Annotated in this window: 21 protein-coding genes; 6 read left to right on the top strand and 15 right to left on the bottom strand. The window is 39.0% G+C overall.

The annotated features are described in order from the left end of the window. Window positions 1-703: 703 nt before the first annotated feature. From FNN09_RS11895 to FNN09_RS11830, 14 genes are all read right to left on the bottom strand, one after another. Entirely contained in the window at window positions 704-1,054 is a 351-nt protein-coding gene (locus tag FNN09_RS11895) for a P-II family nitrogen regulator (protein WP_143302579.1), read from the bottom strand. 20 nt (window positions 1,055-1,074) lie between these two features. Beyond that, window positions 1,075-2,415: an ammonium transporter gene (locus tag FNN09_RS11890; RefSeq protein WP_255434098.1), complete on the bottom strand. Its 1,341-nt coding sequence runs from the start codon at window positions 2,413-2,415 to the stop codon at window positions 1,075-1,077. A 378-nt stretch (window positions 2,416-2,793) separates the two neighbouring features. Further along, the gene (locus tag FNN09_RS11885) at window positions 2,794-3,534 is read right to left on the bottom strand and encodes an outer membrane lipoprotein-sorting protein (RefSeq protein ID WP_143302578.1); all 741 of its coding nucleotides are present in this window, start codon (window positions 3,532-3,534) and stop codon (window positions 2,794-2,796) included. Window positions 3,535-3,677: 143 nt separating this feature from the next. After that, window positions 3,678-4,952 (bottom strand): FtsX-like permease family protein, encoded by a 1,275-nt coding sequence (locus tag FNN09_RS11880; RefSeq protein WP_143302577.1) that lies wholly within the window; start codon window positions 4,950-4,952, stop codon window positions 3,678-3,680. A 66-nt stretch (window positions 4,953-5,018) separates the two neighbouring features. Continuing rightward, window positions 5,019-6,176: an ABC transporter permease gene (locus FNN09_RS11875; RefSeq protein WP_143302576.1), complete on the bottom strand. Its 1,158-nt coding sequence runs from the start codon at window positions 6,174-6,176 to the stop codon at window positions 5,019-5,021. Between the two features lie 44 nt (window positions 6,177-6,220). After that, complete coding sequence (locus tag FNN09_RS11870; RefSeq protein WP_143302575.1) at window positions 6,221-7,381, bottom strand: ABC transporter permease; 1,161 nt, start codon at window positions 7,379-7,381, stop codon at window positions 6,221-6,223. 66 nt (window positions 7,382-7,447) lie between these two features. Further along, entirely contained in the window at window positions 7,448-8,149 is a 702-nt protein-coding gene (locus FNN09_RS11865) for an ABC transporter ATP-binding protein (RefSeq protein WP_143302574.1), read from the bottom strand. A 28-nt stretch (window positions 8,150-8,177) separates the two neighbouring features. Next, window positions 8,178-9,323, bottom strand: a complete 1,146-nt coding sequence (locus tag FNN09_RS11860) for a hypothetical protein (protein ID WP_221932486.1) — start codon at window positions 9,321-9,323, stop codon at window positions 8,178-8,180. Continuing rightward, window positions 9,323-9,916, bottom strand: coding sequence for a TetR/AcrR family transcriptional regulator (locus tag FNN09_RS11855; RefSeq protein ID WP_185968975.1), 594 nt, complete (start codon window positions 9,914-9,916; stop codon window positions 9,323-9,325). The genes FNN09_RS11860 and FNN09_RS11855 overlap by 1 nt, the downstream gene beginning before the upstream one ends. 133 nt (window positions 9,917-10,049) lie before the next feature. Further along, complete coding sequence (lgt, locus tag FNN09_RS11850) at window positions 10,050-10,835, bottom strand: prolipoprotein diacylglyceryl transferase (protein ID WP_185968974.1); 786 nt, start codon at window positions 10,833-10,835, stop codon at window positions 10,050-10,052. Between the two features lie 85 nt (window positions 10,836-10,920). After that, complete coding sequence (gene secA, locus FNN09_RS11845; RefSeq protein ID WP_143302572.1) at window positions 10,921-14,232, bottom strand: preprotein translocase subunit SecA; 3,312 nt, start codon at window positions 14,230-14,232, stop codon at window positions 10,921-10,923. Window positions 14,233-14,312: 80 nt separating this feature from the next. Continuing rightward, window positions 14,313-14,777, bottom strand: a complete 465-nt coding sequence (locus tag FNN09_RS11840; protein ID WP_143302571.1) for a hypothetical protein — start codon at window positions 14,775-14,777, stop codon at window positions 14,313-14,315. Between the two features lie 521 nt (window positions 14,778-15,298). Then, window positions 15,299-15,601 (bottom strand): DUF4907 domain-containing protein, encoded by a 303-nt coding sequence (locus FNN09_RS11835; protein ID WP_185968973.1) that lies wholly within the window; start codon window positions 15,599-15,601, stop codon window positions 15,299-15,301. A gap of 22 nt (window positions 15,602-15,623) precedes the next feature. After that, window positions 15,624-16,640 carry a galactose oxidase gene (locus FNN09_RS11830; RefSeq protein ID WP_221932485.1) on the bottom strand — a complete coding sequence of 339 codons (1,017 nt, stop codon included), beginning with the start codon at window positions 16,638-16,640 and terminating at the stop codon, window positions 15,624-15,626. Window positions 16,641-16,905: 265 nt separating this feature from the next. Here FNN09_RS11830 and FNN09_RS11825 point away from each other — a divergent pair, with 265 nt between their 5' ends. The 6 genes from FNN09_RS11825 to FNN09_RS11800 all read left to right on the top strand — a co-directional run bounded on the left by FNN09_RS11825 (window position 16,906) and on the right by FNN09_RS11800 (window position 24,290). Then, entirely contained in the window at window positions 16,906-18,237 is a 1,332-nt protein-coding gene (locus FNN09_RS11825; RefSeq protein WP_143302569.1) for a DUF4270 family protein, read from the top strand. After that, complete coding sequence (locus FNN09_RS11820; RefSeq protein WP_143302568.1) at window positions 18,224-19,459, top strand: hypothetical protein; 1,236 nt, start codon at window positions 18,224-18,226, stop codon at window positions 19,457-19,459. Before FNN09_RS11825 ends, FNN09_RS11820 begins: the two co-directional genes overlap by 14 nt. 373 nt (window positions 19,460-19,832) lie before the next feature. Continuing rightward, window positions 19,833-20,891: a ribosome small subunit-dependent GTPase A gene (gene rsgA / locus FNN09_RS11815; protein ID WP_143302567.1), complete on the top strand. Its 1,059-nt coding sequence runs from the start codon at window positions 19,833-19,835 to the stop codon at window positions 20,889-20,891. A gap of 2 nt (window positions 20,892-20,893) precedes the next feature. Next, window positions 20,894-22,153, top strand: coding sequence for a GNAT family N-acetyltransferase (locus tag FNN09_RS11810; RefSeq protein WP_143302566.1), 1,260 nt, complete (start codon window positions 20,894-20,896; stop codon window positions 22,151-22,153). A 105-nt stretch (window positions 22,154-22,258) separates the two neighbouring features. Beyond that, on the top strand, window positions 22,259-23,788 hold the full coding sequence (locus FNN09_RS11805; protein ID WP_143302565.1) for a PepSY domain-containing protein: 1,530 nt from the start codon (window positions 22,259-22,261) through the stop codon (window positions 23,786-23,788). 127 nt (window positions 23,789-23,915) lie between these two features. Further along, window positions 23,916-24,290 carry a hypothetical protein gene (locus FNN09_RS11800; RefSeq protein WP_143302564.1) on the top strand — a complete coding sequence of 125 codons (375 nt, stop codon included), beginning with the start codon at window positions 23,916-23,918 and terminating at the stop codon, window positions 24,288-24,290. On the opposite strand, the gene FNN09_RS11795 is transcribed toward FNN09_RS11800, so the two are convergent. Beyond that, on the bottom strand, window positions 24,287-25,687 hold the full coding sequence (locus FNN09_RS11795; protein WP_143302563.1) for a dicarboxylate/amino acid:cation symporter: 1,401 nt from the start codon (window positions 25,685-25,687) through the stop codon (window positions 24,287-24,289). The genes FNN09_RS11800 and FNN09_RS11795 overlap by 4 nt on opposite strands. Window positions 25,688-25,808: the final 121 nt, after the last annotated feature.

The following is a 25,808-nucleotide window of genomic DNA, read 5'->3' as shown; positions in this document are numbered from 1 at the left end:
AATTAGTACAGTAAGCGCAAATTATTCACTGCCCTAGTACCGGGCTAGCACATCCTTTTCAAAAAAGGATGCAAAACCTGATTGAAAGGGGTGATTGCTACGCACCAGAGATGGATTTATTGCTTCATGCTAAAGGCTATCGCCTTGCAATTCCACAATATCCACTCTTATCACTGGCTTTCAATCGTTCGAAACCTTGTTTCGATTGGGGAGGGTAGCTCAGCATGATGAATAAGCTCTGCTGGCTCATTATTTAATCGAATAATTAGTTTTATACCCTTTACGTTTGACTATCCTCCTTGCCACACTCGAAAAGCAATTTCGAAAGCGTGGTGGCCTGTTCCATTGGCGGGCATGCGAAGGAGTGAATATTGATTAATTTAATTAAACATCAAAGGGGCTTGACCTACTTTGATTGTGAAATTGATAAATCATTAGAGCGGGCGGTAGCATCAATGGGACTAGCGTTTTGGTTCTTTTGGGCGATGCAAAAGAAAGAAAAACCATCTCACAAAACAAGGTATTTCATTGCTTCCTTTCGTTACAAATTATTATTAATCCACAGAAATATCCTATGATCCAATACAATCCGTGTTCATTAATTCATCCATCAAGTTTAATCGCATAAAAAAATCCCTCGGGTTATGAGGGATTTTCATTTCACAGTTGGTAGGTTGCTCCACACCTCTGTGCAGAGTTATTATCATATAGCTGTGCCACCTTTTTCGCCTGTTCGAATACGAATACACTCTTCAAGAGGTGTGATGAAGATTTTACCATCCCCAATCTCACCTTCTATTTCACTAATGGACTTAGCTCCTTTAATGATTGCATCCACCGTGGCATCAACAAACTCTTCGTTAACCGCTATTTCAACCCGCATTTTAGGAATCAATGCTGGTATCACTTTTTTACCACGATATACCTCTTCTCGCTTTTGTGCTCCATGACCTGAAACACGACTTACTGTAATTCGGGTTATTCCAGCTGCTATAAGACTCTCACGCACTTGATCGAGCTGGTACGAACGTATAATTGCTGTTATTAATTTCATAGTTATTTTTAATTGAGTTATTAATTAGGGTTAAGCATTCCGTATCCTCGCTCTCCATGATAGGCATGATCCAAGCCTTGCATTTCTTCTTCGGGTGATGACTTTAATCCAAACACCTTTTCAACCACCACTAAAATAATAATTGTTAGAACAATAGAATACACAATAGCGATACCCACAGCAGCTACCTGAACACCCAATTGTTGCCAGATACTCCACGATCCACCTGCAGCCTCAGCTGCATTCGCCATCCAGCTGTCGCGGATGAAAAAGACTAAAGCAATGGCACCAACAATACCTCCTACACCATGAATACCAAAGGCATCTAATGAATCATCGTAACCTAGTTTATCTTTAACGATTAGCATTAAGTAGCAAATAATGGTGGCCAAAGCACCCAAAGCCATGGCGCCCAAAGGCTGAACCACTCCTGCAGCTGGTGTAACAGCCACAAGCCCAGATAATATACCAGAAGCAAAACCCAACGCTGTCATTTTACCTTGGTGAAACCCTTCAATAATAATCCATGTGATGGCTCCTGCAGCAGCAGCTACCTGAGTGGCAGTTAAAGCCTGTGCTGTTTCTAAACCACTGGAAACACTACTACCTGCATTAAAGCCAAACCAGCCAACCCATAATAGTCCTGCACCCACCATAACCATTACCAGGTTATTAGGTTTCATCTGGCGATGAGGATAACCACGGCGAGCACCTAAATAAATAGCAGCAACCAAACCACTGATACCTGCCGAGATATGTACAACGGTACCACCCGCAAAATCAATAGCTCCATCGGCACCCATGTTAAATAAGAAACCATCTTCGGCCCATACCCAGTGACACAAAGGATTATAGACCAGTAGTCCCCACAAGGTTATAAATACTAAATATCCTCGGAACTTAACACGTTCGGCAAACGCTCCTGCAATTAGCGCAGGCGTAATAATTGCAAATTTACCCTGAAACATTGAGAACACGTACTCGGGTACGCCCCCCTCCATTACAGCTTCATCAATACCTTTCAGAAATACATAATCGGGGTTCCAGCCAAACCAGCCTCCCATCACATTATCTCCAAAACACATGCTGTAGCTTACCGATACCCAAAGTACACTCATTACACCCATGGCTGCAAAACTATGCATCATAGTACCCAATACGTTTTTAGAACGAACCAGTCCGCCATAGAACATGGCCAGACCAGGCACCATTAACAATACTAAGGCCGTGGAAGTAATCATCCAGGCTGTAGCACCAGAATCAACACCGGGCTGGGCACTCAATTCCATCAATCCACCAAGGCCCATGATTATTGCCAAGGTAGTCATCATTCTTTTCTTCAATTGTAGATTTACTTTCATGATAATGTGATAAAGTTTAAATATGCCATTACCCGAGGGTGATAAAAAGTATTTTGATTGACATCAGCATTATCAAATTGATTAACCGTGGCTACGATTTTAAATCCAAAATAGTGTTGCGCTGTTCACTCAAAAATGCTTTTTTATGACATTTATCAGTTTTTCAAGATGCAAATATAAAAACGAGGGGTGTAATTACAAATTATTATTAAATATTTCTTTTTACCCCCTATTTATAACACGTACATCCAAATGATTTACAATATTTAAGAATCACACCCCCTTTACCTTACTAAGTACATAAAAACAAAGGATCGCATCCTGATAGGCATGACGCTTATCAGGATGAGATCCTTTAAAATATTATTATCTACTTTTTTACTGCTTTAAGGCTGCCTTTGAAAACAGATAATCCGGTATCTCTTCGTTAAATCTAATACTTATGATTTCCCAATCAGTACCCTCGCCCTGCTTCAATACATCTTTAAAATTCATTTTCATTGGATACCATCTGCCGTCGACCTTTTGGAAGTCACTCAACTGTGTGCGCTTGAGTAACTGACCACTCTTAGCATACAGCTCCTCCTTAGTTGGTAGGTAATACTCAGCATCCACCCACAACTTACGCGAATGATATGCTGCATCATCAACTTTAGCAGTAAGCTTAAGCACGAAAATAGATCGCCCATCAATTTCTTCTTTTGACTCAACTACAGCCACGTACACCTCGGTTAACTGACGATCGTCCATCATATCTTCGTAGGATAAATCGGAACCCATAACAGACTGCCGTAACATGTGTCCCGAAATTTGCACAATACGGTCGTTGGCAGGGTAATAAGTCCATAAACGATCTTCGAGTTTCAACATCTTAGTACCCTTTTCACGTGGGGGCGACAGATATTCTGTAAAGGACTTTTCAGTACCAACCGTGTAACTAACTGATGTTATGGTTCGACTATTACGTCTACCATGGATGGTCATACTCGATTCCACAACCCTGTTTTCCGATGACATATTATCATCAATCTTTTGCATGATCTCATTGGCTGTTTGCGACTTCAACACAGCTATTATTGCCATCAACAACACTCCTATAAGAATAAACCTCTTGCACATATTTTAATTTTTAAAATTATTCTTCCATTCAATCTTAACCCTTACCACTCACCACACGATACCAGCACAAAATCCAATCCCAATAAGATTTAAACACTTCCCCGCAGCCACCTACCTATTGCGGGGTATCCATGCTGACTAATCTACACTTCCAACTCTTTAAACAACTGAGCCGTTTTTCGTTTATAAATTGCGTAGCCTGCCAGAGCATTGCCCAAGGTCATGGCCAGCAATCCAGGGATAAAGCCAATGTAAAACAAATCAGGAGTCACCTTGGCTCTATAGACAGTCGGCATCATCATTGTCACATTCTTCATCATGGCACTAAAATCAATGCCGTTCTCCTGCAAGTAGTACGAAATACCAATACCCAACGCAGAGCCCAAAACAGAACCAATGGAACCAATCATTAGGGCTTCGTAAATAATGGTTCGAAAAATATGACCTTTTTCTTCGCCCAAAGCCAAGCGAACACCGTACTCGGTATAACGACGCAAACCTCCCAACAAACCAGTATTCCATAATACAATTGACATGGCAATTACAAATATCATCACCATCATGGCACTCATGTTGTCAGCCATCTCCAGGTACTGCTTAAGTGTTGCCTCATCGCGCAGGCGCACCATCTGAGGCGAAAACTCATCATTAACATCACTATAGACAGCGTTAAAAGATTCACGCATCAACAGCGCCTCATCATCATTATATTGACCATCTTTAAAATACCCCAGGAGCTCACCCGCTGCATCTTGCATATCAAAAGCCAATTCAGCATCGGTAATATCCATAATAATGGCTCCCCTATCGAGCATAGCCATACCAAAATTAAGGGTTCCACACACTGTAAAGGTTGGCACTACCATGCTTCCATACATGGTTGAGCCAAGTATGGATATGTCATCCCCAATGGCCACATTAAACCGTCGGGCAAACTCATCACTAATAAGTACCTCACCCTGCTGTTGCGGCATACGCCCTTGCACCAGAGATTTTGGAATATTTAAGCGTTCGGCCTCTTTGAAATCGGGCGATAACAAGTCCACAGCACGACCCGCAGCAGGCCCTTGCGCACGGGTCTCCCCATTTTCATCGGGCACATCTAACAAACCACCAAACATAATTCGACGCACCCACTCTACATTTGGGTACTCAGCACTCAACTGCCTGGTAAGCGCATCCACATCAAGCAGGGCCAAATCATTGGGTATTTGCTCTTCGTTTTCGGCATAAGCTCTTGTCATTACCTTGACATGTCCCATGGTATAATTGGCATTCATATCAATCATATCGCCAAAGATGCCTTTCATCCATCCACTCATAAAAACGGTAAGAAACACTCCCAAAGACACCACAATTACAGGCAATAGACTTCTGCTTTTGTCGCGCAATATTCCTTTGATTAAAAATTTTATCATGATGTTGTTATTTACATTAATTACAAAGTGCGATGCAATAAGTGCATCGTGCACATTATCACTCCGCTACATCTTTCCTTTAAGTGCATCGGTAGGTTTCATACGCGCAATTTTACGAGCTGGTATAAAACTCACAATGGTTGATGATACCACCACTACCACTATGGTAATGAGCACCAATTGTAAACTATAGTAGGGATAAACCCTTTCAGCAATGGTAATGCCCATATCGGCACTTCCAAAGTTAATTCCAACGCTATCGATCCACATAAATAGAGGAATACCATAAACAGCCCCTAATAAAGCTGCCAACACACTGTGCATGCCACCCTCAATGGTAAATACCCGAACCACCTGCTGTCGGGTTAAGCCCAGGGCTATATAAGTTCCAATTTCTTTCTTGCGACGAAAAATAGCTAGTATTTGCGTATCGAATATGGCCAACAAAGCAATTAGCAACAGTATCAACTGCATTACCATTCCACTAATGCGTTCCGAGTTGATGAGTTCATCAAGCTCTTTTAACAAAAATGATGGTGATTTAAAGTCCCAATCAGAAAACTGCTCGCCCATTCCCAGCTTATCAACCAAGAGGGTGGCTTCATTGCTTAAACCCATCATGTTCTGCATCAAGGCATAGCTAATGTAAATTTGTCCGTTATCTATTTCGGCCACATCGCAATTAAAAATGCCACCAATACGCATTTCTGCCGCATCAAAAGTTCCATTTTTATCGCGCCACCTTAGCAAAACCGTATCGTTCAGCTTTAGCTTACTTGCCTTGGCCATTCTTTTACCAATTAAGGCGATTAGCTCTTCGCTATCACTTTTTAAGAGATGAGTAGGTAACTTTAAAACACTTTGCTCAGATGGAATACCACGCAAAATAATAGACTGCATGCGTCCTTGAGGATATATACTGGCCTGCTGTAGTAGCTCGGGCACCATACGACCTGCATCAACATGCTTTTGAATTGGGTTTATGAGTGCTTGATGAGCATCATTGATGGTGTACACATCGTACTTATCATACTCAGGATGCCAATATTGCCCCTGTGCAATTTCCCAATTTTGCGTATCATTTCTACCTTGTCGATTCCAACCATCGATCATTGCATTGTAAAAGATGATGAGGACAAAAGCCAAAGACAGAACACTTACATTGAGCCAGGTTCTGAGTCCTGCCCCTAATAAGTTCTTATATGCCAATTTAAAAGCTATCATTTTTTTTGATGTTGTTAATTTCTTTTCGCGTTGAACCCTACTCCTTATTGTATCTTCCCTTTTAGGGCTTCCGTTGGATTCATTTTGGCTATTCTACGAGCTGGCAAGTAACTGACAATGGTGGCTGAAACAACTACCAGTAGCATGGTTGATAAAATGAGTCCAAGACTGTAATAGGGATAAATGGTTTCGGCTATGGTTACACCCACATCAACGCTACCAAAACTTAAGCCCACGGTATCTAAATACAAGAAAAATGGGATGCCATAAGCAGCACCCACCAAGGCGGCTAAGATACTATGCGCCCCTCCTTCAATGGTAAAAATACCAACCACCTGACTGCGGGTTAAACCCAAAGCAATATAAGTTCCGATTTCCTTTTGCCGGCGAAAAATAGACAATACCTGCGTATCGAATATGGCCAACAAGGCAATGAGCAACAACACACCTTGTAAAACAATGCCGCCGCCTTTTTTCGACTCTATCATTTTATCTAAATCCGCCAGAAGAAAATCAGTATCCTTAAAGCTCCATCCGCTAATTGCCCTCGGTTCTTCAGCAGCTGTCACCAACAAACTTGCATTATTCTCCAGGCCCATCATCTCTTGCATACGGTCATAATCAATGTAAATTTGGCCATTATCAATACCTGGTACATCACATTGAAAAACGCTAACGATCGTTAGTTCCAAGGCATCGAATGTGCCATTTTTATCGCGCCAACGAATTAAAACCTGATCACCCACCTTTAAATGAGTCGACTCAGCCATACGCTTCCCTATGATGGCCTTTAACTCATCGCCATCGGTCTTTAAGGGGGCCGTCGGTATTTTTAAAATGGTTTGATCATGTGGAATTCCTTTGAGCAAGACACTTTGCATGCGCCCTTGAGGATAAATACTGGCCTGCTGAATAAACTGTGGCACTAGCCAACCATCACTCACTTGCTGCTGCAGTTCCGCACTTAAAGGCTGATGCGAATCTTTGATACTAAACACATCCAATCGATCGTACTCGGGGTGCCAGTATTGACCATTCGCAATCTCCCAATCTTGCGTATCATTACGCCCTTGGCGGTTCCAGCCGTCGATCATTCCATTGTAGAAAATGGTCATGACAAATGCCAAAGACAGAACACTAACATTAAGCCAGGTACGTAGACCTGCTCCAATTAAGTTTTTATAGGCTAATTTAAATGCTACCATATTGAGAGTGATAAGTGCTAAAAAAGTGCATTGTGATAAGTGAAAAGTTCATGACTTTCAAAACAACTACTGACTGAGTATGGCCAACTCATCAGCCACCACTCGACCATCGGCCAGAGATATTTTACGCTTGAGGTATTGCATCACTTTTTCGTCATGGGTTGAAAAGATGAATGTGACACCCAGCTCATCGTTTAGCTTTTGCATGGTTTGTAATATGTGGTGCGAATTTTTGGAATCCAGGTTAGCGGTTGGCTCATCGGCCAACACTATTTCAGGTTTTTTTACCATGGAACGAGCAATGGCCACTCGCTGACACTCTCCCCCCGATAACATGGATGGTCTGGACTTTTCCTTATCCGTTAAGCCAACCCACTCCAAGGCTTGCATTACAGCCTTACGTCGCTCTGTGGCCGACATCTTTTGCAACAAAAGTGCAAATTCAACATTTTCATAAACCGTATAAACAGGCAATAAATTATAGGTCTGAAAGATGAACCCAATATGATGATTTCTTAAATTAGCGGCCTGCTTTTGATTGAGTCCTGCAATGGAATGATTAAGAACCGTAGCCTCTCCAACACTAGGCACATCGAGCGAACCTATAATATTTAGCAAGGTGGTTTTACCCGAACCACTGGGTCCAACCAAACCAGCAAATTCGCCTTTACTAAACGAAAGGTCAATATCACTTAGGGCAGTGAAGTAGCCACTTCCAACTGGAAAGCGTTTTGTTAATCCATTTAATTGTATGATAGCATTATCCATACTAGATAAGTTTTATTAATCGTTAGCATTAAAAATTATAAACCAACATTAGCTGAACTCCTTTTCCTGCAAATAGATTCTCAGCATTAGCTTGCAAGGGCATGTTATAGTCATCGGGATTCCAATATCCCATTATATTTAAAGTCAAAGAATTATATTGCTTGCTCCAATTCATAAAATTATACAGCTGCTTATCATACCAATTGTAATAAACGATGGTATTCAAGTTATCAAACATGCCAATTGGATAATTAAGCGATAAGGCAGTCATGTTAATGGCATTATTAAATGCAAAAGCTTTTTGATCATAACTAATCAGTAAGTGTTCAGCCAATAAACCCAAACCATTACCCACTCCAAAAGTGTAATCAATACCCACATTTAAATTAAGCTGATTAGTGTATTGCCCCAGATCCTTTGACATGTTTATCCAAGATCCTTCGAACCAAAAACCCACCACTTTATCGAAGCGGGCATCCATACCAATGCGATTCTCTGGTATTTTATCAAACGCGGGCACCAAGCCGTTCAAATCTCTGCTATCAGCAACACGATGATGGTAAGAGACAGCTAATTCTCCAAGTGGAACAGGCATTTGAAAACGTGCACCAATTTCTGGCACATTGCTATTACTATGTACAAACTCCCACCCTTTCACGTTATCATTACCATATAGTACCCACAACCATAAATTAGCATTGTTAAGAAAGTAATAACGCATTAGGCCACCCCAAACACCATCAGTCAATTGCAAAGGATCGCGAGGGTCTACCTGATCGAACCACATGAGAGGACGTAACAAGGTAGCTGAACCAAAATTAATTTTTTGCAAACCTGCTCGCACCTCCAACTGCTCGGTAGAATAACGCCCCCATATTCGATAAGGAGATACTTTGCCATTCCAATCGGCCGAATCAGGTATTTGCAAGCCCACATCACCGACCATATTGGCTGATACCTCAAAGTCCAATTTACTCCTTGAATTCAATTGGGCATCGTAATTTATTTGTGGAATAAGCCGAGCTCCCCAGTATAAGGGATAAGGATTATCTGGATTATAATGCATCCATGTAACAGCCTGCCCCTGTATAGTAACAGCAGCTTCTTTTGTTGCTAACTGAGCACTAATACACGTTGAAACCAAAAGCATTACTATGGATAAAAACACTTTCATTACTCAACAGTTTTAGAACATGTTAACCCATAAAAGAAAAAGCGCATATTCTCCATAATTAATTCATTGGGAGATGAATATTTTGACAATAGCCCTGCATCATTAACGGTATCCGTCATCTTATTCATTTGATAGATAATGAAATCAATCTTAATATCATTTCTAATATCACCTGTTCTTTTTGCTTGCTGAAGAAAATCGACGAAGAGCTTTTGTAACTGATGACCATGCTTTTGCATAAACTCCAATAGGCCATTCTCAGGCTGTTTATAAATATCATTCATAAACTCTGCGCTCAGTTCTTTTGTTCCCTCCATTTTCATGCGCATCATTTGCTCCACCTTTTGCTCAAAGGAATTATCCGATTCTAATACACCTTTGAATTGCTGCAAAGCCTCTTGCATGATGTCACTCAATATCTGTTTAGCTAAATCAACTTTATTGGGAAAGTACTTATAGAAAGTCATTTTACTAACCGAGGCTTCTTTACATATTTCCTCGATACTGACGCGCTTAAGTCCATATCGCCAAAATAAATCCTTCCCTGTAATAAGAATGGCTTGGTATTTTTTGCTTTTTGAAATATTCTTCATCATAAAATATACTTACAAAACAAATATATACGTTTTATTTATATTTTGACTTAATTCGTACATTATTTAACTTTTGACATAAAAAAAGCCAGAATCAAAATTGATTCTGGCTCAAATATCTTTAACGAAAAACTTACTTCTTCAAAGCCTTATAAACTAGGTATCCACCCCAGGCAATAAATGGCAAGCTTAGTAATTGTCCCATATTAAAGGTCAAATCCTGCTCCCATACTTCTTGTACTTCCTTTACATTTTCAATAACAAAACGTGAAGCAAAAATTCCTATTAAGAACATACCAAATAGCAAACCTGATTTCTCCTTAGCTTTTGTTTTCCAGTAGCTAAAGAACAATACCACAAAGGTTATCAGATAACACAAAGCTTCATACAATTGCGTTGGATGCTTCGGCAACTCCTCACCTCTTCGTTCAAAAATGAATCCCCATGGCAAATCCGTTACATGGCCATAAATTTCGGAGTTCATGAGATTACCAAAGCGAATAAATACTGCTGTTAAAGCAACGGCAACAGCCAAACGATCGAGCGTCCAGAAAACACTTCGCTTAGTTACATTTTTGGTAAAGAGATAAACAGAAAGAATTACACCTATGGCGCCTCCATGGCTAGCTAATCCACCTTCCCATATTTTAATGATATCACCAGGATTCTGCGAATAATAATCCCATCCATAAAAAATCACATGCCCTAATCGCGCACCTACAATGGTCGCAATTACCACGTACATAAATAATTTATCGAGCCACTCCTGTTGGATTTTTTCAGACTTAAACATCTTTTCGAGGATATAATACCCTCCCATAAAACCTAAGGCAAAGAGTAAACCATAGTAACGTACGTGAATAGGCCCTAAGGAAAAAATCTCAGGATCAACATTCCAATTGATTGAATTAAGTATCATAATTTTAACATCAGATGTTAGTATCAAGTATCAAAACAGAATATTAAGATCTCATCTGTCTTGATACTTTTTCTTAATATGTTTCTTAAGCTGGCATTCCCTTACCGTGACACTGCTTAAACTTCTTACCACTGCCACAAGGACATGGCTCATTACGGCCAACCTTTTTCTCTACACGCACAGGCTCTACACGCTCTGGCTTCTTCTGCTCACCACCTTGCTGTCCGTTTCCTCGTGAAAACTCATCTTTACGCGCCTGCATTTTGCTATAATCTTGTCGTTTACGCTCCTGAGCTTCTTGCACGCCATCGGCATTCTGAATTGGAATATGACCTTTCGACAATAAAGAAACAACCTCTTTATTGTTGGCTCCAACCATTGTTTTAAACAAGTTAAACGACTCAAATTTATAAATCAATAATGGATCTTTCTGCTCGTAGGTTGCATTTTGTACTGCCTGACGTAAATCATCCAACTCACGCAAGTGCTCTTTCCAGGCATCGTCAATTGTAACCAACATAGATGCTTTTTCGAATGAACGCACTAATTCAACAGACTCTGACTCGTATGCTTTTTTCAGGTTTGTTGTAATTTGATATACTTTTTGACCATCACTAATTGGCACCACAATGTTTTTATACATCTCGGCCTTGGTCTCATACACATCTTTAATTACTGGATTAGCCTGCTGAGCAATGGTAACACTCTTACGCTTGTAGGCATCCCACATTTTCTCAAACAACTGCTCCGATAATTCATCGCTACGTCCTTTTAAGAACTCCTCCTGAGCAAAAGGCGACTGAGCAGAGAACACGCGAATTAGCTCCAACTTGAAACCTTCGAAATCACCTGTTTCCTGATATTCAGCAACAATATCGGCACAAGTATCTGCCATCATATTAGAAATATCAACCTGAATACGTTCTCCATATAAAGCATGACGACGCTTAGTGTAAATTACCTCACGCTGTGAGTTCATCACATCATCATATTCTAATAAACGCTTACGAATACCAAAGTTATTCTCTTCCACCTTCTTCTGTGCACGCTCAATAGATTTGGTAATCATGCTATGCTGAATCATCTCACCATCTTCAAGACCCAAACGATCCATGTATTTAACGATTCTATCAGAACCAAACAAACGCATTAAATCATCTTCAAGCGACACAAAGAATTGCGATGAACCTGGATCACCCTGACGACCTGCACGACCTCGTAACTGACGGTCAACACGACGTGATTCGTGACGTTCTGTACCAATAATGGCCAAACCACCTGCATCTTTCACCTCTTTTGATAGCTTAATATCGGTACCACGACCCGCCATATTGGTAGCAATGGTTACCACACCTGCAGTACCTGCATCGGCCACAATTTCAGCTTCGCGCTGGTGCAACTTCGCATTCAGTACATTGTGTTTAATACCGCGCATTTTAAGCGTACGGCTTAATAATTCAGATACTTCAACCGAGGTAGTACCAACCAAAACTGGTCGTCCAGCCTCAACCAAACGGATAATTTCTGCACTTACCGCATTGTACTTCTCACGCTTAGTTTTGTACACGATATCTTCCATGTCCTTACGAACAATCGGACGGTTGGTAGGTATTACCACCACATCTAATTCGTAGATATCCCAAAGCTCTCCAGCCTCTGTTTCCGCAGTACCTGTCATACCCGACAGCTTGTTATACATGCGGAAATAGTTCTGCAAAGTAATGGTTGCATAGGTTTGCGTTGCCGCCTCTACGGTAACGCGCTCTTTCGCCTCAATCGCCTGATGAAGACCATCGGAATAACGACGTCCTTCCATGATACGACCTGTCTGCTCATCAACAATTTTCACCTTGTTATCCATTACCACATACTCCACATCTTTTTCAAATAGAGTGTAGGCTTTTAATAATTGGTTGATGGTATGAACACGCTCCGATTTGATAGAGAAGTTCTGAAGAATCTCATCTTTTTTCTTCGTGCGATCCTCTTCTGCCATGGTCTCTTTTTCGAGCGTGGCAATTTCAGAACCAACATCAGGTAATACAAAGAAGTTAGGATCTTCAGCTGAACCAGTAATTAGGTCCAGACCCTGATCAGTTAATTCAATGGAATTATTCTTTTCATCGATAACAAAAAATAGTGGATCAGTTACCACATGCATATTTTTGCTATTCTCCTGCATGTAAAAGTTTTCGGTCTTTAACATGCTGGCCTTAACACCAACTTCACTTAAGAACTTGATGATGGCTTTATTTTTAGGAAGACCTTTAAAGGCTCTTAATAACAAAAGGGAACCTTCTTCTTGAACCTTCTTATCTTCTGACTTTAATTTTTGTTTTGCCTCAGCTAAAACACCTGTCACTAATTTCTTTTGTGCCTCGACAATTGATTCAATTTTTGGTTTTAAATCGCCAAACAACTGATCATCGCCCTTAGGCACAGGACCTGAAATAATTAATGGTGTACGAGCATCATCAATTAAAACAGAATCGACCTCATCGACAATAGCGTAGTTATGAGGACGCTGCACTAGATCTTCTGGCGAAATTGCCATGTTATCGCGCAAGTAATCAAAACCAAACTCATTATTTGTACCAAAGGTAATATCAGCTTTGTAGGCTGCACGGCGCTCAGCCGAATTAGGGCGATGTCTATCAATACAATCAACCGACAAACCATGGAATTGGTAAATAGGTCCCATCCACTCCGAGTCACGCTTGGCCAGGTAATCATTCACTGTAACAACGTGAACACCACGTCCTGCAAGTGCATTTAGAAACACCGGTAAGGTTGCCACAAGTGTTTTACCCTCTCCGGTTGCCATCTCAGCAATTTTACCACTGTGTAATACCACTCCACCAAACAACTGAACATCGTAGTGAATCATATCCCACTTTACAGGAACACCACCTGCCAACCAGGTTGTATTAAACACAGCATTGTTGCCCTTTATCTCAACAAACTCTTTGCTTGCTGATAAATCGCGGTCAAAATCACTTGCCGCCACTTCCACAAAATCATTTTGCGTAAAACGACGTGCTGTATCCTTTACAATAGAAAAGGCCACTGGCATGGCTTCGGTTAAAGCTGCATCTAGTTTCTCAACAATGCCTTCTTTAATTTTATCAATTTCTTTATAGATCTTCTCTTTCTCAGATACAGAAATCTGTTCCGATTCAATCTTATCTTTTAAACTCTGAATTTTATCTTCATCAGCCTTTACTGCACCCTGAATTTGTGCTTTAAGGTCATTGGCTTTCTGCCTAAGTTCATTGTTACTTAACTTTTCAATCTCGGGATAAACCTGTTTGATTTTTTTCACAAAAGGTTCCACCTCTTTCATATCGCGATCGGACTTATTTCCAAATATCTTGGAAATCAAACTACTAATAGCCATTATCGTATGTAATTATAAATTTCTAAAATTGTAAAAACGTTAGATTCAGTCATCTAACAAAAAAATGCGGTAAAATACAATTAGGCCAAGGGACCAGCTCTGGTAACAAGAGAGTTTTTGTTACGATTTTGAATTAAATGAAAAGTTTGCGCTTCATCAGGTTGATCATCTACACAAAAACGCGATAAATCTACGTCAAAGCGCTGAACATCTGCACCTAAATCATTTAATAACTTTTTAAATGCTTTTTGTTCAACCAATAATTTTAAATGCACATAACGCACATCAAAATTACCATCTGAATGGTTTTCAGTGGCATTTTTAAGAGCACTTTCCCATTCGATTACTTCGCCTAAGTGGCTAGATGAAAATAATTGAAACTGCTCAAGAATAATTTCACGAACACTTTCATCAGCAAAGCTATACGATCGCTTATTACTTGCATCTGTAACACAGGCGGCAGTCATCATTAGTGTAACACCAATGAGTTTTAAGTATTGCGATTCTATTTTTTGCTTTTGCGTCATTAATTTCAAATTCCGCATAAAGATGCGAAAAGATTTTCAATATATGCTAATCATAGGGTTTTATAACAGGGTAAACGCATTTAAAAATATTTTACACAAAACTCGTCTCTTAAAGAGAAAAGAATTTGATTTGCTCTAGCCGCAAAGGCTTTTACTTTCTTCCTTCAGCCGAAGAAAGTAAACAAAGAAGCCCGCCGACTGCACCACTCGCTTACCCACTAATTTCTTTGTTTTGAGACAGCAAGAACTCCCTACGGTCATACAGCTTTCTGTCTATTCAAAATCAAAGAAAAGTGGGTCCCAAGCTACGTTGCTGATGTCGGATGCGTAACTTGGAACCTTGTAAGTTTAAATGCAATTGCCGTGGGTTTTATCAGTAATACGATTGACATCTTAAAATTAACTATAGATCAATTGGTACCTTAGAAGCTTATAATTTAGGTTTAAAGACTCGCTTCTGCAAGCAAATAGTTAGTAAGTTTGATAAAAACAATAAATCACTGCATTAAGCTTAGAACACTAGTAATTGAACAATGTTACTAATGAATGATATTCTCCACCTCTTTACTTGATAAGGCTGGCACTTGTTTATTTTGCAGTTTTCTCACTACTATTTTAGCAGCTTTTACTGCATGTGCTTTATAAACGAATGGTTGATAGCCATTTTTAGCAGGAATAAAGTCTTGACGAATAATAACTTTGTCGGATTTTTCAATATGATAACCATAACCACCGTCCACTTCATAAACAACATAGGTATAATCCGTTTTTGATTCAATAGCATAAACCACAAATGTGATAAATACCAAAACAATAATGCCCCAACTTTTTAGTTGACGCATCATTGTTTTCTTAATCCTTTTATTAATCATTATCATCCTGTTCTTCATTAGGATTAAAAGTCCAAACATCATCGAAATAATAACCTGCACTATTACCCGTAGCAATAAATGGCTCGTTATCGATTACAAAAGCAACAGCCGAATAACGGGGAGAACCTTCAAAATTACTTAGCTCTTCCCACACATCACTATCCGGATTATATTCCCAATTTAAGGACCCAGGAGCTCCAGCTCCACCAGTAGAGACATACCCCAGTCCGTTAATTGAAAAGGCAACTCCATTAATTCCTACAATTTCGTACTCATCATCGTAACTTTCATCTTCATTGGCATCCTTTCCAATATCTCGTTTTTGTGTCCATGCATCAGCAGAGGCATCGTATTGCCATAAATCATCCAGGTATTGCCCATTATCGGAACCGGTGCACACATATGCCTTTTCGTCTATTACAAAAGCTACCGCATCACGGCGCTTTTTTCCTCCAATGCTCACTTTTTGCTCCCAACTATCGCTTAAGGGATCGTATGCCCAAAAATCCTTAAGAATATTACCATCGTATCCAGTTCCAACAAAACCTTTATTGTTTAAAGAGAATGATACTGCTCCGTAGCGCGCAGATCCTGCAAAAGCAGCTTTTTCAGACCATGAATTGCTAGCAACATCATAAGCCCAATTGTCATTTAGCTTATTTTTACCGTCGTTACCTGTTGTAACATAGCCCATGCCATTAGCCGTAAAAGCCACGGCTCCATTTCGTGCCACACCCTCAAAAGGTGCCACCTGCGTCCAAAAATCTTTTTCTGAGTCATAGCGCCAAAAATCCTTTAAACGCTCATCTTCTACCCCATCATAGCCAGTACCCACATAGGCGTAATTATCAATTACAAAAGCAACAGCTTCGGTTCTGGGCACTCCCTCAAAGGAGCCTCTTTCTACCCAGTTACCTAACAACTCTTCATCATCAGTACTTGAACTACACGATGTAAAAAGCAAAAAAGAGATAAAAAGTAGAATACTCAATTGGTTCATATTGATCATTGTGTTTTCGATTAAAATTTAACCAAATGTAGAACCTGCCTGGCTTAAGAGTAAATCAATTCGATCAATAGGCTGCTTTTTTCGACTTTACCATACATTTCTTCAACAAAGGGCTAATTGGCAATATGAACAAACAAATGTGCTGTTTATTGAAATAGCCGCATCATTGGATGAATTAGGTCCCGATTACGTTGATAAGATTTATTTAAAAACGATGGACAGCCTTTATTTGCTAATCTGTTAATCATTAATAAACACAAGTGCCATGCATCAACTCCGCTTTATAAGCTCACGCCTATTTCTGATAACAACACTCGCTTTTTTATTGATGTCATGCCAAAAAGGCGAATTAAATCTAGGCGATCATGTTATTAACTCATCGACTTACACTACACTTATCGATACTGTTTACATTCAGCTTTCAACAATAAAAGAAGATTCGATATCAACCCTTGCTACCAGCAACGCTATTGTAGGCTACTTTCGTCATCCACTTTTAAGTGGACAAGAAGCTAAGAGTTACTTTTCGATGGGCTATCCACAAAATTTCTCGTGGGACAATGAAAAGCAAACATTTGATAGCTTGGTAGTAGTACTAAAGCCGAATGGTTATTCAATTGGGGATACAACAGTTGATGTAAGAATTCAGATGCATACCTTGGAAGAAGTACTAGAAACCAATGATGATTCAAAACTCTACAACACCTCTTCATTCAAATATTCTGATACCTCAATAGCATCTGCCACCTTTCGCCCATACCCTAACGAAAACGAAGAACTTACCATGCGCATTGATGATGCATTCGCCTTGGAAATAATCAACTTTCTGAATGAATATGAAAATCACGTAGATAAAACCTCACTATTTAAAGATGAATACAAAGGTTTTGTATTTAGTTGCGACACCTCTATCACACGATCAGTTTTGGGATATAGCGTTAGTGACAGTAGCGCCTACATTCGTTTGTATTCACACTTCAGCGGCCTCGAAAAAGAAGAGCATATTACTGACTTCTCTCTCGCTTCATCTGTCCATTTTAATCAACTTCAATCGCATAATAAGAGCATAAGGTATAATCAAATAGCTGACGGGAAAAGCATGGTTAAAAGCCAACAAACAAGTAATAAGGTTCTATTGCAAAGCGGATCAGGTCTCAAATTCAGAGTTGATTTCCCAACGATGCAAAATCTGGTGGAATTTGAAACGAAAGGACACATTGTTAAAGCTGAGCTTCAGTTAAAGCCAGACATGACCATAATGAATAGGACTGACTTACCATCAAATATATACATTGGAGATATTTATCGTGCCAATGACATATGGGGCTATTTAACCGATAGTGACAGTAACCCCTTGTCAAGCTCGCTTTATATTGATCAACTCTATCATGAGAAAACATATTATTCCTTTGACCTAACGAATTACATCAACTCGCGTTTGATAGAAACCGTTATTGATACCGATAGAGGGCTGGTCATCACATTGCCTGACACAGAAATGGGATCCACATTTAATTGGCTGGCTATTAATGGCTATGGCCGAACCACACGATCATCTAAACTTCTATTATACTATTATTACTATGATACAGAATAAACTACTTATTTTTTTACTCATCCTCATTTCGGTCAGCTCCTTGGCGCAAAACAACTCTTCATCAAGTTATTCTCGTTTTGGAATCGGCATTCTTAATTCAAAAGCCGATGCTACCAATGCCGGTATGGGTTTTGCTGGTTTGGCACTGGGGTCAAAAGGTTACTTGAACACACTTAATTCCGCTTCGTACAGCGCACTCGATAGTGCTAAGTTTGTTTTTAATATTCAAGGAAAAATGAGCTTTGCCGATTACCAAACTAGCACTGATCAACAATCGAACTTCGATGCCAATGTTGAATCTTTAAGTATAGGATTTAGGGCTGGTAAAAACTGGGGTATGGGTTTCAGCCTTGCTCCCTATTCAAGTATTGGCTACTCAATAAGTGGAGAAAAGTACATACTAGGCACGATGGATAAATACCCGGTTGAATTAATTGGTGAGGGCGGTATATCACAATTATCATGGACTAATGGCTTTCAGGTAGCAAAAGGACTTTCACTGGGATTGAACACTTCATATCTTTGGGGATCTACTGATGTCATAGAAGTATCTGAATATCCTGCTATTATTGGAGAAACCATCTATAATAAACGTACTTATCAAGTATCCTCCCTCCTTTTTGATTTTGGCTTACAATATCGACAAGCAATCGGACGCAACTCTTTTTCAATTGGTGGCACATTTAGTTTATCCAGTGAGTTAGACACCTATTTCGAACACAAAATTTACAATGATTATTCATCAGACTTAAGCTCATCCAAAACCAACTCAGATAATTTATTGATACCACTGCAATATCAGGCAGGCATGGCATTTCAGACACACAGTGGGATTACTATTGCAGGTGATTATCGTTTTGGTCAATGGCATGAATCAGAACTCAGCATCACAAACGGCGAGGTACGCGACACCCATGGCGCTAGTTTTGGTGTGCAATATGCCAGCCCTCGTTATCATCGTAATTTCTTTAAGCGTTTGCAGTATCGTCTTGGTGTATTTTACAATCAACAATACCTCACAATACAAGGAAATAACATCGACTCTAAAGGAGTTACGGCGGGCCTAACGATACCCATGCGCGATGGTTCGCGAATTAATATTGCCTACGAGTACGATACCAGAGGAACAATAAATGCAGGTTTAGTAGAAGAAAACTATAACACCATTCGTCTAGGCTTAACTTTTAATGAAAATTGGTTTCAGAAACGGAAGTTTGATTAATTCAACATAACTCATAACTAAAAAGTCCTAACAATCATCTGGCTGCAATGATTGTTGGGACTTTTTTAATAACCAATAGATTTAAAGACTCTTGTGTAATAATATGACTTGTTTTAATAACCGATACAAATATAGTTGGCCCCTTTAATGTAGACAATCACTATTAATTGGGATTTTTGCACAAATTGACAATTTCAATTACATTTGTGACTTATGACATTAACTATTTCTCCTCTGGTATAGTAAAGACAGGCTTGTCTTTATCAATTAAATATCTTCGACACCACGTGTCGGCCTGTCTTTTGTACATCTATTTTTCTAAATTACATTCTAAAATAATCATCTATATGGATGGTTTGTAACATCTTGTACAATGAATAATTTACTACAACTATACGGTTGGGATCATTACTGCACCCAACAAGCAAACGAACATAACGAACACGAAGTTGGTCGAATTAAGAGCGTCAACAAAACCAATTATGACCTTATAACGAGCAGCGGTGCTGTAAAAGGAGAACTTACGGGGCAATTATTATATGCCTCCAACGAAGATGATCTACCTAAAACTGGGGATTGGGTAAAAATAATGCCCTTCGATTCGCAATGCATTATAACAGAGGTATTGCCAAGATACAGCGAACTCAGTAGAAAAGAAGTTGGTCGTAAAAGCAATAAGCAACTATTAGCGAGTAATATTGACAAGGCATTTCTTATACAAGGTCTTGACCAAGATTTTAATCCACGTAGGTTAGAACGTGTGGTAACAGCCTTGAAAGATGCCGACATAGAACCAATCATCCTTTTAAACAAGGTTGATACTCGTGAGGATGCAAGTGATCAGGTGGAACAGATAAAATCCAATCTACCTGATGTTACAACAGTCGCTATTAGTGCTTTGAAAAACATTGGCTTAACAACATTGAACGATATGCTTCAAACGCAGCAAACCTATATTTTATTAGGTTCATCGGGTGCAGGCAAAAGTACTTTGCTAAACGCTTTGCTGGGCGAAGAGCGGCAAAAGACAAATGACATTAGCGATGCTGTTGGAAAAGGCAAACACACAACAACTAATCGTGAGCTTTTTACCATGCCCAATGGCAGCATTATTATTGATACAGCGGGTGTACGCGAATTTGGCTTAGCATTGGATGATATAGATTCACTTACTTTAACATTTACAGATATAAGTGAGCTGGCTAAACAATGCCGCTACACAGATTGCACACACATGGATGAACCTGAATGTGCAGTACTTGAAGCGCTTGAAAATGATCAATTAGATGAGGCCTTATACAATAGCTACATTAAACTGCGCAGTGAGGCAGAACATTATGCTGCGTCAACCCAAGACAAAAAGCGCAAAGGCAAAGATTTGTCAAAATTGGTGCGTAATATGAAGCGTTATAACATAAAAAAACGTTATTAAAAATGAGTAATTACATACAAACAAAAGCACAAAACAAAGAGGATCTAAAACAACTTAGTTTCTTATTCGATAAAATATTTGCTCCTGAAAAAGTAGGCCAATTGGCAAATACGCTAACAAGGTATTTCCCAAATTTAAACTATAACAATTGGTACATATCTAAGACTAATATAGATGATGAAATCGTTTCGGGTTTTGTAAAAATCCCCTGGACATGGCTGTTTAATGGCATTGAACTAAAGGTAGCTGAACTTGGCATTGCTGGTACAGAAGAAACACATCGTGGGAAAGGCTTATTTAAACACAATCATCAACTTTTTAACGATGACTTATTAGAGAATAGCTACGACCTTGCGGTTATTCAGGGCATACCAGGTATATATCATCGCTTGGGTTATTATTACGCCCTGCCAATGGAGCATCATACTGAATTGCCCTTAACATCCTTACCAAGCAATTGTAACAGTAAGATCCGATCAGCGAACGAAAACGATATTGACTTCCTACTTGAGGAAGATAAATATTATCATCGTAAACATGCAATTAGTGCTGTTCGCACAAAAGATCATTGGCACTATATCTTAGATAAGGGACAAACAACCGATTACGCCACTAAAATTTACATTCTGGAAGATGAAACAGACAAATACTATGTACGAATTCTAGAAGCTGGTTTTGGACAAGGCCTAATTGTGAGTGAAGCCAGTGATAATTGCTCATCCGATCAATTAAACGAGCTATTGGCATTTTTAAATCAGGAAGCTGTTCATTTAAAAAAGCCCTACATCAGGCTTAACTTGCCCAATAGTCATTCCTTGGTAAAAAAGGCAATGCTACATGGAGCTACAACAAGGCCTAGCTATGGATGGCAAATAAAAATTATCGACATCAAATCGTTAATCAACAAATTAAAGCCAGTTTTTGATCAGCGAATAAAATACAGTGAATTTGCTGGCTTAAATGCAACAATTACATTGGATTTTTACCAATCACAAGTCCACCTTGCTTTAATAAATGGTAAATTAAATGTTGTTGATGAAGAAGCTAAGCATACGGATTACCATATGAGCATACCAGAAGATCTTTTGCCATTGATAATTCTTGGACATCGATCGTGGCAAGAGCTACAATTTGTGCGCCCAGACTTATTCCCTGCCGATCAATTCTTGAGAATGGATGCACATCATCCATCTGAATTAACAGGCGAATTAATGAGTGTACTTTTTCCAAAATTAGATAATTGGATTTATTGTGAATATTAAACATCAATAATTAAACAAACAGAAGCCATCATTTATACCAGATGATGGCTTCTGTTTGTTTATAAATAGGCAAATAATTACTTAATAGTTTCTATTTTCGCAATCATGAAATTTTGGCGAAAATATCACAAATGGACTGGCATCATCTTATGCTTTTTTCTTCTTATTTTTTCTATATCAGGCATCCTGTTAAACCATCGACAGGTAATCAGTTCAATTGATGTTCCTCGACAACTACTATCTTCAAGTTATCAGTATAACAACTGGAATAGCGCTGCTTTAAAAGGAAGTGTAGTTATAGACAGCACACACACTCTGTTTTATGGTAATGTAGGGTGTTGGCAATATTCTAAGGCCAATAACACTTGGCATGACTATAACCAAGGTTTCCCAAAAGGAATAGACAATCGAAAAATTTCCAAACTCCTGTTAACAAACCAGCAACGCCTATTTGCAGGCACATTATTTGGCTTATACGAATACGATGGACATCAATGGCAAGCCATACAACTAAATATCAATCATCAACGCATTACCGATTTAATTGAGATAGATAATCAGCTGATTATTCTAACACGATCAGAAATAGGTCGAATGAATTTAAGTACCAACGATGTTGAATTTTCATTCCTCCCTACCCCAGCTTCATACCAAGGTACCAGCAGTTTATTTAAGACCATTTGGGTATTACATAGCGGCGAAATATTAGGCTTTACAGGAAAAATCCTCGTGGATATCATTGGCCTGTTATTCATATTCTTATCCATCACAGGCTTAATTTGGTTTTATGCTCCGGGATTAATTAAAAAAGCCAGTAGGAAGAAAAAGAAAAGCACTCGTAAGAAGCAATCTTTTCAATTTTCGGTTAGGTGGCATAACAAAATAGGTTATTATGCTTTGGTATTGCTCATCTTTACCACCTTTACCGGCATGTTTCTTCGGCCTCCATTACTGATAACAATTGCTAATAGTCAAGTCAAAAATATTCCATATACCTTATTGGATTCTGACAATGCCTGGTATGATCAGTTAAGGGCCATACGTTTCAATAGCACCTATCAAGTATATTTAGTATCCACCAATAAAGGAATGTATGCTTTAACAACAGATTTTAAAGACATTGTTAAGGTTCCTAATCAGCCACCTGTTTCAGTAATGGGCATTAACGTTTTTGAGCAAAAAGAGAGCGATTCCTACCTAGTGGGCTCGTTTAGTGGCTTATACCTTTGGAATCCTTTTTCCTCAACATGCCTAAATTACCTTACTGGTAAACAGCATCGAGCTACTCAGGGAATGGCTCGACCAATTGGCACACACATGGCGAGTGGATATCATACAAGCACAACTCAAGAGGTGTATTTTGATTATAATACGGGTGTACAATTCTTACAGGCGAAAAGTCAATTCCCTGACATGCCTAAGGAAATTATATTAGCAAGTCCCTTATCGTTATGGAATTTAGCATTAGAGATTCATACTGGTAGGATATTTCAAGATCTTCTTGGCCCTTTTTATATTCTAATTGTGCCATTGGTTGGATTATCAACTATCCTACTACTTCTTTCAGGTTTATGGATTTATTTGAAAAAGTACAGAAAGTACAAGCAAAACAAGGGAGACGCAATCAGCTCATAATCAAAGGTACGATTATCCGTTTTACAAATAGCATTAATCTTTAACATTCTATAACCAAAGCAATGTCACCTACATTACTTAATCAAGTGTCTTTAGGATGTTAATACTTCATTCACATTTAACGTGAATGATGAAGCAATTTAAGATAATGCAATTTAAAGGAACGCAAAGTAGTTTTCGAATGTCAGTTTTTACAAAAATTCTGATTTTACTAATAATGAGTACTCTTAGTATGAGTGCTCAAGTTGATGAAAGCAAAAAGAAGAATAAATGTATAAAACCTGGTAAGCGTCAAGCTGTGCTTATTCTGTCAAATGGTGAACAAGTAAAGTTAAATCAAAACGACTCTTTAAATTATTCACAATCGAAACAGCATACTGAAAACATAAGTAAAAAAAAGAACACAAAAGTACAAGAAAATAATACAGAGCAGACCAACACTTTTACAAACGATAAAGATTCAAAAGTGCGGCAGATTCAAATTACGACAAATCAACCTTAGGCTGACTTCTTTTTTGAAACTTCTCCTATAACTGTTGCGACGGAGGCATCTCCAGTAACATTCACAACCGTTCGCACCATGTCTAATATGCGATCAACTGGTAAAATAATACCTATCCATGCGGGGTTGAGGCCAACTGAACTTAATACGATCATAAGCATTACCAATCCAGCACTTGGTATAGCGGCAGAACCAATACTAGCCAAGGTTGCCGTTAAGATGATGGTCAACTGCTGACCAAAATTCAAATCTATCATGTGCATTTGGGCCAAAAATATAACAGCAACTGCTTGATACAAACTTGTTCCATCCATATTAACAGTAGCACCGATTGGTAATACAAAACTTGACACTTTTGGGTCAACTTTAAGGTTTTCTTCAACACACTCTAAAGTAATTGGTAAGGTAGCGGCACTTGAACTGGTGGAAAAAGCTAACATTTGAGCCGGACTTATACCTTTTAAAAATCCTTTGTATGTCAGTCGCTTCACAAAAAACTTCATTATGGTTGGGTAGACAACAAAGGCCATTAATAACAAGCCTAAAAGAACCGCTAATGAATACCATGTTAAACCCTTAAATAACTCAAAAACCTTTGCAGGATTATCGCCCGCCATTTCAGACACCAAGCCTGCCAATAATGCAAATACAAAAAATGGTGCTCCTTCCATAATCAGCTCAACCATTTTTAAGAACACCTCACTAAGGCCGTTGACCACATCGATTACAGGTTTGGAGTGTTTGGCAGGTACAAAAAGCAAAGCAATACCAAAAAACAAAGCGAAGAATATAATTTTAAGCATACTCCCATTGTCAGACATGGCCATAAAAACATTATCCGGCACCATATCTTCGATAAAAGTAAGAGGACCACTCTCCTTTTGATTAGCAGCTAATTTAAGGCGTGATTGAACACTTTCATCCTCGTCGTATCCTCTACGCTGCGCCACTTTCGAAATTAAGGCTTCATTGGCAGGATCATCCAATAAATTCATATCATCATGCACTTCCTGACCTTCTTGCTGTGCCCATAATTCATACGCGATACGATTTTCGGTACGTACCTCATCATCCATCCACTTACCAGGCTTGGCAATATTTACAATGAGTAGCCCAATTGATACAGCTACAATTGTAGTTAACAAGTATAACAATAGCGTTCTTAATCCCATACGCCCTAACTGCTTTGGATCGCCCAAGCCAACAATTCCACCAATTATGGAGAATAGCACTAATGGAATTGCAATCAATTTTAGCAAATTGATGAAAATACGCCCCCAAGGTGCCAACCAATTAGTTGTAAACTCACTCCAACCAAAAAAGCCAGATAATACTGCCCAAAAAATTCCTAAAAATAATCCAATAATAATTTTCCAATGCAATGCTAGTTTCTTCATTGTTGAGTTGATTTGAGTTACAATTGCTAATGTACAAAAAATCAAATAATGATATTGTTTTAAACAATAATCGATTTATCTAACTAAATGTAGGAAGTACTGGTAGCGCATGTATAATAGA

The sequence above is a fragment of the Carboxylicivirga sp. M1479 genome, assembly GCF_007097485.1.
Classification (GTDB): domain Bacteria; phylum Bacteroidota; class Bacteroidia; order Bacteroidales; family Marinilabiliaceae; genus Carboxylicivirga.
The sequence above is the reverse complement of the archived record's forward strand: the minus strand, read 5'-3'. Positions and strand labels throughout refer to the sequence as shown.

What these genes read in the sequence shown, in the direction of transcription:
- FNN09_RS11895 (WP_143302579.1), bottom strand. Translation starts at nt 1,054, where the DNA reads ATGAAATTAATAACAGCAATTATACGTTCGTACCAGCTCGATCAAGTG.
- FNN09_RS11890 (WP_255434098.1), bottom strand. Translation starts at nt 2,415, where the DNA reads ATGAAAGTAAATCTACAATTGAAGAAAAGAATGATGACTACCTTGGCA.
- FNN09_RS11885 (WP_143302578.1), bottom strand. Translation starts at nt 3,534, where the DNA reads ATGTGCAAGAGGTTTATTCTTATAGGAGTGTTGTTGATGGCAATAATA.
- FNN09_RS11880 (WP_143302577.1), bottom strand. Translation starts at nt 4,952, where the DNA reads ATGATAAAATTTTTAATCAAAGGAATATTGCGCGACAAAAGCAGAAGT.
- FNN09_RS11875 (WP_143302576.1), bottom strand. Translation starts at nt 6,176, where the DNA reads ATGATAGCTTTTAAATTGGCATATAAGAACTTATTAGGGGCAGGACTC.
- FNN09_RS11870 (WP_143302575.1), bottom strand. Translation starts at nt 7,381, where the DNA reads ATGGTAGCATTTAAATTAGCCTATAAAAACTTAATTGGAGCAGGTCTA.
- FNN09_RS11865 (WP_143302574.1), bottom strand. Translation starts at nt 8,149, where the DNA reads ATGGATAATGCTATCATACAATTAAATGGATTAACAAAACGCTTTCCA.
- FNN09_RS11860 (WP_221932486.1), bottom strand. Translation starts at nt 9,323, where the DNA reads ATGAAAGTGTTTTTATCCATAGTAATGCTTTTGGTTTCAACGTGTATT.
- FNN09_RS11855 (WP_185968975.1), bottom strand. Translation starts at nt 9,916, where the DNA reads ATGAAGAATATTTCAAAAAGCAAAAAATACCAAGCCATTCTTATTACA.
- lgt (WP_185968974.1), bottom strand. Translation starts at nt 10,835, where the DNA reads ATGATACTTAATTCAATCAATTGGAATGTTGATCCTGAGATTTTTTCC.
- secA (WP_143302572.1), bottom strand. Translation starts at nt 14,232, where the DNA reads ATGGCTATTAGTAGTTTGATTTCCAAGATATTTGGAAATAAGTCCGAT.
- FNN09_RS11840 (WP_143302571.1), bottom strand. Translation starts at nt 14,777, where the DNA reads ATGCGGAATTTGAAATTAATGACGCAAAAGCAAAAAATAGAATCGCAA.
- FNN09_RS11835 (WP_185968973.1), bottom strand. Translation starts at nt 15,601, where the DNA reads ATGCGTCAACTAAAAAGTTGGGGCATTATTGTTTTGGTATTTATCACA.
- FNN09_RS11830 (WP_221932485.1), bottom strand. Translation starts at nt 16,640, where the DNA reads ATGATCAATATGAACCAATTGAGTATTCTACTTTTTATCTCTTTTTTG.
- FNN09_RS11825 (WP_143302569.1), top strand. Translation starts at nt 16,906, where the DNA reads ATGCATCAACTCCGCTTTATAAGCTCACGCCTATTTCTGATAACAACA.
- FNN09_RS11820 (WP_143302568.1), top strand. Translation starts at nt 18,224, where the DNA reads ATGATACAGAATAAACTACTTATTTTTTTACTCATCCTCATTTCGGTC.
- rsgA (WP_143302567.1), top strand. Translation starts at nt 19,833, where the DNA reads ATGAATAATTTACTACAACTATACGGTTGGGATCATTACTGCACCCAA.
- FNN09_RS11810 (WP_143302566.1), top strand. Translation starts at nt 20,894, where the DNA reads ATGAGTAATTACATACAAACAAAAGCACAAAACAAAGAGGATCTAAAA.
- FNN09_RS11805 (WP_143302565.1), top strand. Translation starts at nt 22,259, where the DNA reads ATGAAATTTTGGCGAAAATATCACAAATGGACTGGCATCATCTTATGC.
- FNN09_RS11800 (WP_143302564.1), top strand. Translation starts at nt 23,916, where the DNA reads ATGATGAAGCAATTTAAGATAATGCAATTTAAAGGAACGCAAAGTAGT.
- FNN09_RS11795 (WP_143302563.1), bottom strand. Translation starts at nt 25,687, where the DNA reads ATGAAGAAACTAGCATTGCATTGGAAAATTATTATTGGATTATTTTTA.